11 protein-coding genes are annotated in these 13,624 nt (G+C 47.7%); all 11 read left to right on the forward strand.

The window, feature by feature from the left end; genetic code table 11:
- Positions 1 to 338 precede the first annotated feature (338 nt).
- The gene (gene citZ, locus BBR47_RS07300) at positions 339 to 1,451 is read left to right on the forward strand and encodes a citrate synthase (RefSeq protein ID WP_012685115.1); all 1,113 of its coding nucleotides are present in this window, start codon (positions 339 to 341) and stop codon (positions 1,449 to 1,451) included.
- Between the two features lie 153 nt (positions 1,452 to 1,604).
- Entirely contained in the window at positions 1,605 to 2,888 is a 1,284-nt protein-coding gene (gene icd, locus BBR47_RS07305; protein ID WP_012685116.1) for an NADP-dependent isocitrate dehydrogenase, read from the forward strand.
- Between the two features lie 52 nt (positions 2,889 to 2,940).
- The gene (gene mdh / locus BBR47_RS07310; protein WP_012685117.1) at positions 2,941 to 3,879 is read left to right on the forward strand and encodes a malate dehydrogenase; all 939 of its coding nucleotides are present in this window, start codon (positions 2,941 to 2,943) and stop codon (positions 3,877 to 3,879) included.
- Positions 3,880 to 4,581: 702 nt separating this feature from the next.
- Positions 4,582 to 5,277 (forward strand): response regulator transcription factor, encoded by a 696-nt coding sequence (locus BBR47_RS07315; protein WP_012685119.1) that lies wholly within the window; start codon positions 4,582 to 4,584, stop codon positions 5,275 to 5,277.
- Between the two features lie 13 nt (positions 5,278 to 5,290).
- The gene (pnpS, locus tag BBR47_RS07320) at positions 5,291 to 7,054 is read left to right on the forward strand and encodes a two-component system histidine kinase PnpS (RefSeq protein WP_012685120.1); all 1,764 of its coding nucleotides are present in this window, start codon (positions 5,291 to 5,293) and stop codon (positions 7,052 to 7,054) included.
- A 106-nt stretch (positions 7,055 to 7,160) separates the two neighbouring features.
- Complete coding sequence (gene phoU, locus BBR47_RS07325) at positions 7,161 to 7,817, forward strand: phosphate signaling complex protein PhoU (RefSeq protein ID WP_012685121.1); 657 nt, start codon at positions 7,161 to 7,163, stop codon at positions 7,815 to 7,817.
- Between the two features lie 147 nt (positions 7,818 to 7,964).
- The gene (locus BBR47_RS07330; RefSeq protein WP_012685122.1) at positions 7,965 to 9,053 is read left to right on the forward strand and encodes a PRK06851 family protein; all 1,089 of its coding nucleotides are present in this window, start codon (positions 7,965 to 7,967) and stop codon (positions 9,051 to 9,053) included.
- Positions 9,054 to 9,145: 92 nt separating this feature from the next.
- On the forward strand, positions 9,146 to 10,090 hold the full coding sequence (locus BBR47_RS07335) for a VanW family protein (RefSeq protein ID WP_012685123.1): 945 nt from the start codon (positions 9,146 to 9,148) through the stop codon (positions 10,088 to 10,090).
- A gap of 1,192 nt (positions 10,091 to 11,282) precedes the next feature.
- Positions 11,283 to 11,711 carry a MarR family winged helix-turn-helix transcriptional regulator gene (locus tag BBR47_RS07340; protein ID WP_012685124.1) on the forward strand — a complete coding sequence of 143 codons (429 nt, stop codon included), beginning with the start codon at positions 11,283 to 11,285 and terminating at the stop codon, positions 11,709 to 11,711.
- 9 nt (positions 11,712 to 11,720) lie between these two features.
- The gene (locus BBR47_RS07345; RefSeq protein WP_012685125.1) at positions 11,721 to 12,380 is read left to right on the forward strand and encodes an HlyD family secretion protein; all 660 of its coding nucleotides are present in this window, start codon (positions 11,721 to 11,723) and stop codon (positions 12,378 to 12,380) included.
- A gap of 6 nt (positions 12,381 to 12,386) precedes the next feature.
- Positions 12,387 to 13,616, forward strand: coding sequence for an efflux RND transporter periplasmic adaptor subunit (locus BBR47_RS07350; RefSeq protein ID WP_012685126.1), 1,230 nt, complete (start codon positions 12,387 to 12,389; stop codon positions 13,614 to 13,616).
- Positions 13,617 to 13,624: the final 8 nt, after the last annotated feature.

The following is a 13,624-nucleotide window of genomic DNA, read 5'->3' on the forward strand; positions in this document are numbered from 1 at the left end:
GAAAAAACAAAACTCCGTTTCACCCTTCGAAACATTTTTTCGCTAACCTTATTCACAAAATCGCAATAATCTTTTATAATTGGGTCGTCTTAGTGGATTCTTTTCTCTCGCCTCTCCCCTTACACGAGCGTCATTTTCATGTACGACCTTGTGAGGATTTGCGTGGATACATTCCCTGTCAAGAGTGGTGGATGAAAGAAACCGCTGCTTACAATTTCATAGATAGGATATTCAAAAAGTCGTCTATTTTGAACTTGATCAGGCCGTTTATCAGTCATGGCGGACAAGCGAAGACTAGATAAGCACTACTACTTGAGTGGAAAAGGAGAGGGAGTTCTATGACAACTACTCGTGGACTTGAAGGCGTTGTTGCCGCTCAATCATCTATCTGTTCGATCGTCGATGGAGTTCTTTGCTATGGCGGGATCAACATCGATGAGCTGGCAGAACATGCAACTTTTGAAGAGGTTGTATATTTGCTCTGGCATGGAGCGTTACCGAAGCGTGATCAGCTGGACGCTTTGAAAAAACAATTGGGTGAAAATGCAGCAGTGGCCAAAGAAGTGCTGGAAAGCGTTCGCCACTATCCAAAAGGCGTACACCCAATGGCGGCGTTGCGCACAGCTGTCTCTTCGTTAGCGCTCTACGACACAGAAGCGCAAGATATGTCTCCAGAAGCCAACTATCGGAAATCGATCCGTCTGATGGCACAAACTCCTACCTTGATCGCTGCTTACGAGCGTATGCGTAAAGGTTTGGAGCCAGTAGCTCCACGTGCAGATTTCACGATTGCACAAAACTTCCTCTACATGCTCACAGGCCAGGAGCCAACAGAAACAGCAGTAAAAGCGTTTGACGTTGCTCTGATCCTGCATGCTGACCATGAGTTTAACGCATCTACATTCTCTGCTCGCGTAACTGTTGCAACTCTGACTGATATTTATTCCGGTATCGTGTCTGCAATTGGTACGCTCAAAGGCCCTCTGCATGGTGGCGCTAATGAAGCAGTAGCGAAAATGCTGAACGAAATCGGCGGTATGGCTAATGTAGAATCCTACATCCGCACCAAGCTGGATAACAAGGAAAAAATCATGGGCTTCGGACACCGTGTATACAAAGATGGTGACCCACGTGCGAAATGGCTGAAAGAAATGTCCAAAGCACTGACCGCGCAAATCGGTCGCCCTGAGCTGTTTGAGATGTCTGTGAAGATCGATGAAATGATTTCCGGTGAAAAAGGATTGAAGCCAAACGTTGACTTCTACTCCGCATCTGTTTACATTTCACTTGGCCTCGAAACGGACCTGTTCACACCGATTTTTGCTATCAGCCGTATGTCCGGTTGGACAGCACACATCATGGAACAGTATGAAAATAATCGCCTGATCCGTCCTCGCGCGGATTACACCGGTCCGGTCAACCAACACTACGTTCCAATTGACCGCCGCTAAGAACTCGCTATTTTCGAGCGTGGAGGGCAGGTGGTCAGCCAGGCTGATCGCTCCTGAGCGCAAGCTTGAGAACTACCACAAGTGAGTGGTAGTTCTCCTACGTCTGGAAATATTCATAATCACCGAATATATATAACACTGGAGGGATTTTTTGTGTTTAAAAACCTGACGCAACCAACTGTAGGCGAAAAAATTACTGTGGATAACGGTAAATTGGTAGTTCCAAACAATCCAGTCATTCCTTTCATCGAGGGTGACGGTACTGGCCCTGACATTTGGAAAGCTTCTGTTCGCGTTCTGGATGCAGCTGTAGAAAAAGCTTACAAGGGCGAGAAAAAAATCGCTTGGTTCGAAGTATTCGCAGGTGAAAAATCCTTCAACCAATACAGCGAGTGGCTACCAGAAGATACGCTGACTGCTGTTCGTGAATACCTGATCGCAATCAAAGGTCCTTTGACTACGCCAGTAGGCGGCGGTATCCGTTCTATCAACGTAGCACTGCGTCAAGAGCTGGATCTGTATGCTTGCGTACGTCCTGTTCAATACTTCGATGGTGTTCCATCCCCAGTGAAACATCCTGAATTGACTGACATGGTAATCTTCCGTGAGAACACTGAAGACATCTACGCTGGCGTAGAGTGGGCTGAAGGTACTCCAGAAGTGAAAAAAGTAATCGACTTCCTGCAAAACGAAATGGGCGTGAAGAAAATCCGCTTCCCAGAAACTTCTGGTATCGGTATCAAGCCTGTTTCCAAAGATGGTACAGAGCGTCTGGTTCGTGCAGCGATCAACTATGCGATCGAGAACAACCGCAAATCCGTTACCCTCGTACACAAAGGTAACATCATGAAGTTCACGGAAGGTGCTTTCAAAACTTGGGGATATGCAGTAGCTGAAGCAGAATTCGGCGACAAAGTATTCACTTGGGCACAATACGATCGTATCAAAGCTGAAGGCGGCGACGCTGACAAAGCACAAAAAGAAGCAGAAGCAGCTGGCAAAATCATCGTGAAAGATGTTATCGCTGACGCGTTCCTGCAACAAATCCTGACTCGTCCAGCTGAGTACGACGTAGTAGCAACACTCAACTTGAACGGTGACTATGTATCTGATGCATTGGCTGCACAAGTAGGCGGTATCGGTATCGCTCCAGGTGCAAACATCAACTACCTGACTGGTCATGCGATCTTCGAAGCAACTCATGGTACAGCTCCGAAATACGCTGGTCTGGACAAAGTAAACCCATCCTCCGTGATCCTGTCCGGAGAAATGATGCTGCGTCACCTGGGCTGGAACGAAGCAGCTGATCTGATCATCAACTCCATGGAAAAAACCATCTCTGCGAAAACAGTAACATACGATTTCGCTCGTCTGATGGAAGGCGCAAAAGAACTGAAATGCTCCGAGTTTGCTGACGCTCTGATTCAAAACATGTAAGATAGATTTGGGTACAAATTTTTACACTTACATTTTTGGAGGGGAATAGTTCATGGCATTCAACCGTAAAAAAATCGCTGTTATCGGTAGTGGCTTCACTGGTGCAACAACTGCATTCATTTTGGGGCAAAAAGAACTGGGCGACATCGTATTGGTTGACATTCCGCAACTGGAAAACCCAACAAAAGGTAAAGCGCTCGACATGATGGAATCCGCGCCAGTATTAGGCTTTGATGCAAGCATCACAGGTACTGCCAACTATGAAGACATCAAAGATGCTGATCTCGTCATCATCACAGCTGGTATTGCCCGCAAGCCTGGCATGTCCCGCGATGACTTGGTTAACACGAATGCTGGCATTATGAAATCTGTTGCAGAGCAAGTAAAAACATATGCACCTAACTCTATCGTGCTCGTATTGTCCAACCCAGTTGACGCGATGACGTACACCTTCTTCAAAACGTCGGGCTTCCCGAAAGAGCGCGTAATCGGTCAATCCGGCGTTCTGGACACAGCTCGTTTCCGTACCTTCGTGGCTATGGAGTTGAACGTATCTGTAGAAGACGTAACGGGCTTCGTTCTGGGTGGTCACGGTGATGACATGGTTCCTTTGGTTCGCTACTCTTATGCTGGTGGTATTCCATTGGAAAAATTAATCCCGAAAGACCGTTTGGATGCGATCGTAGAGCGTACCCGCAAGGGCGGCGGCGAGATCGTAAACCTTTTGGGGAACGGTTCCGCTTACTACGCACCTGCGGCTTCCTTGGTACAAATGGCCGAAGCCATCCTCAAGGACAAAAAACGCATTCTACCATCCATCGCTCTTCTGCAAGGAGAATACGGCTACAACGATCTCTACCTGGGAGTACCGACTCTGCTCGGCACAAACGGGATCGAGAAAGTGATCGAATTGGATCTGACTGCCGAAGAGAAAGCAGCTCTCGACAAATCTGCTGACTCCGTACGCAGCGTAATGGCTGTTTTGAAATAAGATCAATACATGTAAGACGCCTTTCTTTGGGAAGGCGTCTTTTTTATTAAAGTTGCTGTGGTGGTGGAAGAAGCGAATTTCCAGTCTACGCTTCGGCCTACGCCCCGCAAGGGGTATGACTGTCCGCCCCGGAATAAATGGCGGGAGCGCTTCAAACGTAGAAGTTTCGAGGGAGGATTTCATAAGTGAAGCTGAAATTCCCCGCCATTTATTCCGGAGCTGAGCTGGGCTCCAGAGGCGCTTGGACTGGAAATTCGCTTCTTCCACGATGCTTTTCAGTTTTTTTAAAAGCGCTCAATGAAAAAGGGATGTGATTTTAAACTCTAGAAAACTTCACTGAGCCCACTTGCAAAACGTTGTAAAAGCAATATATACATCTACAGCTGTCCGAAAGCACTGTCACATGTTTGGAAGGAGACCGCCCGAACGCAGAGAGGATACAGGCGACTGGAAAACATGTGGCAGGGCTTCTCCCGACCACTACAGTTTGAAGGCATTTTTAATATAGTACCTTTACCTAAAAGAGGAATACTATTGCCAAGCCACTAAGTTCTATGTACGAACAGCATGTCTTTACAAAAAAATTACTTGTTTTCCGCAATCAGCATTGGCAGACTGAGTATTGTAGAGAGAAGTATTTTTCAGGGGACGTAGGATAGAAAATCGAGCGCAAGCATTGCAACGCTAGGGGGAAACAGACAGATGATCAAAGTATTGGTAGTGGATGACGAAGCTTCTATTGTAAAGCTATTGCAATTTAATCTTGAAAAATCAGGATTTCAGGTCGTAACTGCTTTTGACGGTAAACAGGCCTTGGAAGTAGTTAAAAGCGAGCAGCCTGATTTTATCATTCTTGATTTGATGCTTCCCAAGATGGATGGAATGGACGTATGCAAAACCTTGCGCCAAGAACGCAATAATACGCCGATCTTGATGCTTACAGCGAAAGATGATGAGCTCGACAAGATTTTGGGGCTTGAGCTTGGTGCCGATGATTATTTGACAAAGCCTTTTAGCCCGAGAGAAGTAATTGCTCGCGTGAAAGCCATTCTGCGGCGGTTTCAGAACACGCCAGAAGCAACTACAGGGCATCAAGAGGTGTTGCTCCAATTCGGAGATATTCGCATTTACCCGGAGAAGTACGAGGTGTTCTGTAAAGACGTCAAGGTCGAGCTGACGCCAAAGGAATTCGAGCTGCTCAACTATTTAGCGAGCCACCAAGGGCGTGTACTGACGCGCGATCAATTGTTGAACGCTGTTTGGAACTACGATTTCATCGGGGACTCTCGAATTGTGGACGTTCATGTCAGCCATTTGCGCGAAAAGCTTGAGGATGACACGAAGAACCCGAAATACATTAAAACAGTTCGCGGATTAGGATACAAACTGGAAGGATAACGGAGGATTTACCTTGACTCGCTTTCGAATCAAACTCACTTTGACTATTTTGGGTTTAATCTCTCTCGTACTATTGGTGATGGGCATGTATTTTGCCAAAGTGCTTGAGAATTCCTACCTCCAATCACTGAATGAGCTATTGTCTCGCGAGTCGAAGCTCATCGCTCAGGCGGTCCGATTCCCGGACGTCTTTTCTGATAAGGCGACGTTAGAGGATCGGGTTAAACAAGTAGCGCCAGCAGATGAAGTACGGATCACCATTATCGACAAGGATGGTCAAGTGATGTACGACAACTCCTCCCATTCGGAAGAGATGGAAAACCACCATGACCGACCAGAGATGAAGGCAGCGTTACAAGGAGAAACAGGGATTTCCCGCCGTTTCAGTGAGACGCTCGGCTATGACATGATGTACGTTGCAGTACCTGTTGAACTGAACAACGAAATATTCGGTGTTGTTCGTTCAGCGATGTCAATGAAAGATATTACCGATACGATCCACAAAATGTGGTACAGCTTACTCACTGGTTTATTGGTTACCTTGGTAGTCGGATCGATTGTCGTTTCCCGCATTTCCTTTTCCATTATTCGTCCGATCGAGGAGATCACCCGGGTAGCCCGCAACATTACACAGCGCCAATATGAGAGCCGTGTGAGAATCAAAGCAAAGGATGAGATCGGTCAGCTTGCAGGCGCGATCAACTTCATGGCATCGAGCCTGGAGCAGCAGATGTACGAAATCTCGGAGAATCAGCAGCGCCTGGCAGGGGTGCTGACTAATATGACGAGTGGCGTAATCTTCATTTCAGAGCAACGTCGGATCATGCTGGTCAATCCAGCCGTTGAAAAGCTGTTGGGGACTGCTGGCCATGAGATCGTAGGCAAGCTGCATATCGAGGCAGGCAAAAGCTTTGGGCTTAGCCAATACATCGACAGGTGCCTCGACAGAAGCGAGAAGTTTCGTCAAGAGGTACACATCTATTACCCGCAGGAACGCATTCTTGACGTGAATTTTGCTCCCTATATCAACTTCAAGGGGGAGTCGAGGGGTGTAGTCGTGGTACTGCATGACATCACGGACATTCGTCGCTTGGAGAAGATGCGCAGTGAATTCGTAGCAAACGTATCGCATGAGCTACGTACGCCGATTACCTCGATCAAGGGCTTCACGGAGACCTTGCTTGAAGGCGCGATGCAGGACGAGGAAACATGTCGCAATTTCCTGCAAATCATCTCGGATGAGAGCGAGCGGCTCTACCGAATGATACGCGATATCTTGGATCTCTCCAAAATCGAGCAAAAGCGAATCCCATTGCATCTGGGTCAGGTTCACTTACAGGATTTGATCAGTTCAGCAGTTGCCATTATGCATGACCAGGCACAGCGCAAGGAATTGACGATCACGCTCCCTTCACCGAAGCCAGATATTTGGCTGATGACCGATAAGGATTGCTTGCAGCAGATCATCCTGAATCTGTTGACGAATGCGATCGCCTACACGCAAGAAGGTGGAAAAATCAGCATCAAGACAGAAGCAGACAGCGAAAACATCACTATACAAGTCATGGATACCGGGATTGGCATTCCGGAAAAGGAGCTCACGCGTATCTTTGAGCGGTTTTATCGCGTAGACAAAGCCCGCAGCCGCGATTCAGGTGGAACAGGTTTGGGCCTCGCAATTGTGAAGCATCTCGTGGAAAATTTGCACGGGCATATTAGTGTGGAGAGCAAGGAAGGAAGAGGGACAACCTTCACAGTTACACTCCCCCTTACCTAAAAACAACTGCAAAAAGATTTACACAAACAAAATAGTAGCTTTACTTCTACAATACAATCGCCTTGTACCATTTGACATGTCAGACACAAGAAGGGGGAAGAGGGAAATGTCACGGCATGCTTTTGAAGAACAGCAGGATATACTGCACCGCAAGCTCATGACGATGGGCACATTGGTGGAAGAAGCCATTCATAAATCGATTAAGAGTCTGGTTGAGCGAGATGCCCAACTGGCTGAACAGGTTATCGCAAGCGATCCTGTGATCAATGAGTTGGAGCAAGAAATACAGAGCGATTGCTTCCGTCTCATTGCGCTACAGCAGCCAGTCGGTGGTGACTTGCGACGCTTGGGAACTATGTTGAAGCTGGTGACGGATTTGGAGCGCATGGGTGATCATGCCGTTTCCATTGCCAAGACGACCCGACGCTTGATGGCGGACCCGTACGTGAAACCCCTCATCGATATTCCGATGATGGCTGATCACGTTAAGGCTATGGTGCGTGATTGCTTAAATGCCTATATTGCACGCAACAAAGAAGCGGCAGAAGAGATTGCCTCACGCGACGACATTGTTGATAAACTGTACTCCACGATTTTCCATGATCTGATTGAATTGATGACGAAAAACAGTCAGGCCATTTCGCAAGGAACGCATTTGCTCTTGGTCGCGCAATATTTGGAACGGATTGCCGATCATGTTACGAACATCTGCGAATGGATTATTTATATGTCTACTGGAAAAATGACGGATTTGAATAAATAATGCCCGAATAACAAAAAGCCGCTGTGAGCTATGAATATTAGCTGGCAGCGGTTTTTTCACGGTTGTAGACAGACGCCTATTCTCCCTTTTGTGCATACAATACATCGATTCAATGGCAGCTAGAAGAAGTACAGGAGGGAAAGGGCAATGACCACAAAAGTCCGCCATATATATGCCGCAGGGAATACTGCGCGAGGATACAAGACGTTTTATGACTCCGTATTGGAAGGCTTGGAGCGTGTTTATATTTTGACAGGGACAGTAGAAGGAATTACTTCACCGCTCATAGAGGCGATTGGCAATCAAATAGCACGAGTGACAGATGAAGTGGAGTGGATTCATTCGCCTTTTGTGAACGGGCAGTTTGATGGTGTTATTTTTCCAAAGTATAAAGTGGCGATCATGGATGGAAGCTATCCCCGGATTTGGAGACCAGCTTCTCCCGGTGTAAAGGAAATTCAGGTCAATTTGCAGTCGATGGTCAACATTGATCAGCTGGTGGATGAGAAAGACCAGATTGCCAGTTGGTACGAAGAGATTTTTAGGAAGAGTGAAGAGGCATACCAAGCTTTTGGCGAGGCGCTCCGCATCCACGATGAGTGGGAGGCTCCCTACATTGAGCACCTCAATAGAGAAGAAGCCAATAGTGTTACGGAAGAAGTAAAAGCCTTGTTCTTCGGCGAGGAGCAACTGGAAAAGAAAGCAAAGGTAAGGCGTATGTATTTGGGGGCAGCGACGCCGCAGGGGCCCGTAGATCATATCATGAAGCTGACCGACCATTTGGAGAAGCGCTACTTTATCAAGGGCAGACCAGGCTCTGGCAAGTCTACTATGCTGAAAAAGTTGGTGGAGGAAGCCAAAACACGCGGCTTTGACGTGGAAGTATACCACTGTGGATTAGACCCGCACAGCCTTGATATGGTAATTGTTCCTGAGAAGGGCCTCGCTATTTTTGACAGCACCGCACCTCATGAGTATTTTCCAAGCAAAGAGACAGATGAGGTTATCGATATGTATGAACGGGCAATTGAACCTGGCACAGATGAGGTATACGAAGAAGAGTTAATGGATATTCAGGTCAGATACAAGCAAAAAGTGAAAGAAGCAACGGCGAATCTTCTCGCTGCGAAGGAGCTGCGCGACCAGTTGAACAATGCTTACCAGGAAGCGGTGGACCAGCAACGTCTCAGGGCAGTTACGCAAGCAATTGTCAGCAGACTGACGAAGATGAGCTAATCGAATTCAAGTCGTAGAATGAAACCCGTTCGACTGCTCATACTACAAGAACGGAAGAGGATCGTTGTTGGAGAATGGAGGTGAGCAGCCGGATGGGTTTTGCTATGACGATGGCTCTGTTACTGTTAATCAATCCCCTCGACCCAACGAATTTTTTGCAGGTAGAGATCGAGGGCAAGACAGTAGCTATGCTCAATCGGGCTGATTATGCTCTTCCCTTTGATGGCGTTCCTTTGGTCGATGACAGCAAGCTTGCTCGAATGGTGGAAGAGTTGGCGAAAAAAACATACATCGAGCCGATCAATGCAACGATTAATAACGCCGGGGCCATCGTTCCAGAAGCTAAGGGAAGAAAGCTAGATGATCTAGCATTTCACGCACGTTTTTATGATTATTTTTACGGTGCGGGAGCCGCAAGTATGAATGTCAGCTACAAAGAGATATTCCCGAAGGTAGACAAGGCTCTCATGAGTCAGGTTCGGAAAAAAAGGATCGGACAATATGCGACCTATTTTAATGCAGGCAACCGGAATCGTGTACACAACATCAAGCTTGCCTCGCAGGCGATTAACAATTACGTGGTGTTACCAGGAGAAGTTTTTTCTTTTAATAAGGTAGTGGGCCAGCGTACGAAAGAAAAAGGGTATTTGCAGGCTCCTATCATTGTCAGAGGAGAGCTGTCGGAAGGCATCGGGGGAGGAATCTGCCAAGTATCGTCTACGTTGTTCAATGCGGTAGATCAGGCAGGTCTGCACATTATTCAGCGCTATTCCCACAGTCGAAACGTAGCGTACGTACCTCCAGGTCGAGATGCAACCGTGAGCTGGTACGGCCCTGATTTTGTGTTTCAAAACAAATACGCTTATCCCGTCTTGATTCGTGCGATCGCGAGCAATGGAAGCATGTACGTGACGGTTCACTCTTTTCCAGAAATGGAGCATGAGCCGCGAAATGTACCAAGCGTACGCCGCACGACCCCTGAAGAAGCACCGGATGCTCCATCTATTTTGAATGAAAATGGACCGACAATCCCTTAGAGATGAGAAGGGGTGTCGGTTTTTTTGCTTTTAGTGCGAGGCTACGGTGGGGAGAAGAATATTTCCAGTCTAGGCTCCAGGCTCCGTCCATATGAGGGTTAAGACTGTCCGCTCCGAAGGGATTCGCGGGGAAACGCAAAAGTGGTAGCCGCTACGCCGTATGGGCACGGTTGCGTTTCTGTTGCCCGCGAATCCCTTCTCCGCTCAGTAGGACTCCACAAGTCGCTACGTCTGGAAATATTCTTCTCTAGCGTAACTGCTCACATTCCTCATTCATTTAAGGCTTTTAAAACTCGTTTAAGCACAGAAAGCTCGTAGAGGAAACAGGAGAAAAAAGCGAAGATCTTAGGGACACCGCCCGAGGCGCAATGAAAAAAAGAGAAACAAGCCCTTAGCGTCCACCTCTGAGACGCCCCCTGAATGGACAACTTTGGACGCGTGTTTCGCTTTTTTTCATGGAGCCGGACAGTCAATCCCCCAGCGGGTGGCCCTAGAATCTGAGCGTTTTCTCCTGTTTCCTCCCCAGCACTACAGCAACAACTTGAAGTTCTAATGTATGTAGCTGCGGTGGGGAGAAGAATATTTCCAGTCTAGGCTCCAGACTCCGTCCCGCTGAGGGTTGAGACTGTCCGCTCCGAAGGGATTCGCGGAGAAACGCAAAAGTGGTAGCCGCTACGTCGCGTGGGCACGGTTGCGTTTCTTTTGCCCGCGAATCCCTTCTCCGCTCGGTAGGCCTCCACAAGTCACTACGTCTGGAAATATTCTTCTCTGTCGTAACTGATGATATTTCTTCATTCTTTTAGCTCTTTAAAACTCGTTTGCGAACGGAAAGCTCGTAGAGGAAACAGGAGAAAACAGCGAAGATCTTAGGGACACCGACCGAGACGCAATGTAAAAAGCGAAACACGCTCTTAAGCGTCCACCTCTGAGACGCATCCTGAAAGGACGACTTTGGACGCGGTTTCGCTTTTTCCATGGAGTCGTGCAGTCAATCCCCCAGCGGGTGGCCCTAGAATCTGAGCGTTTTCTCCTGTTTCCTCCCCACCACTACAGCCCATCCCAAGCATGCTTCTAAAAGCTTGCCTAGTTAAAGTTTCACCTAAAGAAATAGTTGCCACGGATAGAAAAACATCGTATAGTTTTCATGTGATAAATTTCGTACACGAAATATTACTTAAGAAAGGAGTGCGTTATGAATAAATCACTGCATATTCGGGACTTGTTAAAACGGTTGAACAAGACTTTTGGCACAATGGCCACAAAAGAACTGTCCCAATATGGTGTGACTGTCCCGCAGCTAATGGTCATTCGAGAAATACATCCTGATCCCAAAACGATCGGTCAGATAAGCAAAGCCGTAGACTTATCCTACAGCACCGTTTCTGGCATCATTGATCGTTTGGAACGAGAACAACTCGTAGAACGTGTACGTGATGAGAATGACCGACGTGTTGTCTGGATTCGTAAAACACCGAAGATTTCCGAGCTGTTCGCAAAAGTTGATTTTTTCTCAGAGAATTTTTACAAGCGTATTTTCCATGGATTTTCCGATGAGGATTTAGACATCATTATTCAGTCGATGGAAACATTGATTGCGAAACTAGAAGAACGAGAAAGTTGAGGAGAAACCATGAAGCGAAAACTGGTTTTGTATGTCATTTTGCTCCTGATCGTGGCAGGTGGTGGAGGAATCGGTTACTACTATTGGTATCAAGGTGCGCATTATGTGACCACACAAGATGCCCGGATTGCGGGAGACATTTATCGGGTCATGCCCAAAATGACAGGCAAACTGACCGGACTCGCTGTCAAAGAAGGCGACACCGTTATAGCGGATCAAATCGTAGGGCAGCAAGATACAAGCAATGTAGCAACGACCATGCTGGAAAACAGCGTGTTGCGTTCCCCCATTACAGGTACGGTGATTAAAACGCAAGCCAAAGAGGGAGAGATTGTTTCAACAGGGCAATCGGTAGCTCTCGTGATTGACGAAAGCAAATTGTACATCTCCGCCAATTTGGAAGAGACTGAGATCGAACGCTTGAAACTCGGCCAAAAAGTCGATTTTACGATTGACGCTTACCCAGGTAAGAAATTGGGCGGTCATTTGATGGAGATCGGAAAGGCGACGAATTCTACATTTTCCTTGATGCCAGCGGCCAACACGAGCGGGAACTTCACCAAGGTAACCCAGCGTATCCCGATCAAAATCGCCATAGATGACACAGCAGGTCTGGACCTCGTGGCCGGATTGAACGCCGAGATCAAAGTGCACGTGAAGGAGATGTAATGAAGCATGAAAAAGACAGCACAATGGAAAACAATCGCTGCAGTCATGGCAGCCGTTTCGCTTATTGCAGCGGGCTGTAGCGAGACATCTTCAGCAACGCAAACGAGCGAGAACGTCCCTGTTGTGAAGACGTGGAAGGTGACTTCTGGCTCTACGGGTGTCATCGCCAATGGTAAGGTGGCAGCATCTGAGGAGATCCAAGTCGTTTCTAAAGTTTCTGGAAAAGCAGCGAGCGTGAATGTAAAAGAAGGTGCAGTCGTCAAGCAAGGCGATGTTCTGGTCACGCTGGAGGCAGCCGATTATCAGCAGCAGATCAATCAGGCACAGGCAGCTATTGCAGGTGCTCAGGCAAAACTGCGAGATACAAAAGCAGGTGCACGCAATGAGCAACTGACGCAGCTTGGAAGTATTGTCACGCAGGCAGAAGCCAGCCTGAAGGTGGTTGAGAGCAACTACAATCGGATGAAAGCACTGTTTGATGCAGGCGCATTGTCCCAGGCTGAGTTGGAGAAATCTTCGCTGGAATTGGAAAAGGCGCGCACAGGTCTTGAACAGGCGCAAGCCCAATACGATCTGGCAAAAGCAGGCCCAACTGCCGACACGGTAGCAGCTATGCAAGCAGAAGTGAGCCGTTTGGGCTCCAGTCTCGAGCTGGCGAAAAGCAATTATGACAATACCATTATTCGTGCGCCAATCACAGGTATCGTCGCCAAGCGCGCGGTTGACCCGGGAGAAATGGCAGCAGCGGGGACACCTCTTATGGTGCTAGTGAATATGGCAGATGTCAAAGTAGAAGCAAGCGTACCGGAAAACGAAATCAACCAAGTGAAAGTCGGCTCCACTGTTGATGTGAAGGTAGGCAGTCTGGGTGGGAAAGTGCTGAAAGGTACAGTTGAGTTTGTCTCTCCGATTTCGGATACCAACAGCAGTTCGTTCCCAATCAAAGTGAAGGTAAATAATCAGGACGGCATGCTGCGCGCAGGTATGGTAGCAGAGGTTATGCTCCAAGGACAGGCAACACCAGGAACAAAATTACCTACCTCTGCTGTGCTGGAAAAGGACAGCAAGCATTACATCTATACAGTAGATAACAACGTTGTGCACCAAGTGGAAGTTGCAGTAGAGAACGCAAGCGGCGATTGGACAACTGTCACGAATGGCGTCAAAGACAATGATCAAATTGTGCTGAACCCGACAGACAAACTGTCCGAGGGCAGCAAGGTGATCGCAAACTAACGGGGGTG

The organism is Brevibacillus brevis NBRC 100599 (assembly GCF_000010165.1).
GTDB lineage: Bacteria > Bacillota > Bacilli > Brevibacillales > Brevibacillaceae > Brevibacillus > Brevibacillus brevis_D.

Bases quoted from the DNA above. Each gene is read 5' to 3' on its own strand.
- citZ (WP_012685115.1), top strand. From the start codon at position 339: ATGACAACTACTCGTGGACTTGAAGGCGTTGTTGCCGCTCAATCATCT.
- mdh (WP_012685117.1), top strand. From the start codon at position 2,941: ATGGCATTCAACCGTAAAAAAATCGCTGTTATCGGTAGTGGCTTCACT.
- BBR47_RS07315 (WP_012685119.1), top strand. From the start codon at position 4,582: ATGATCAAAGTATTGGTAGTGGATGACGAAGCTTCTATTGTAAAGCTA.
- phoU (WP_012685121.1), top strand. From the start codon at position 7,161: ATGTCACGGCATGCTTTTGAAGAACAGCAGGATATACTGCACCGCAAG.
- BBR47_RS07330 (WP_012685122.1), top strand. From the start codon at position 7,965: ATGACCACAAAAGTCCGCCATATATATGCCGCAGGGAATACTGCGCGA.
- BBR47_RS07335 (WP_012685123.1), top strand. From the start codon at position 9,146: ATGGGTTTTGCTATGACGATGGCTCTGTTACTGTTAATCAATCCCCTC.
- BBR47_RS07340 (WP_012685124.1), top strand. From the start codon at position 11,283: ATGAATAAATCACTGCATATTCGGGACTTGTTAAAACGGTTGAACAAG.
- BBR47_RS07345 (WP_012685125.1), top strand. From the start codon at position 11,721: ATGAAGCGAAAACTGGTTTTGTATGTCATTTTGCTCCTGATCGTGGCA.
- BBR47_RS07350 (WP_012685126.1), top strand. From the start codon at position 12,387: ATGAAAAAGACAGCACAATGGAAAACAATCGCTGCAGTCATGGCAGCC.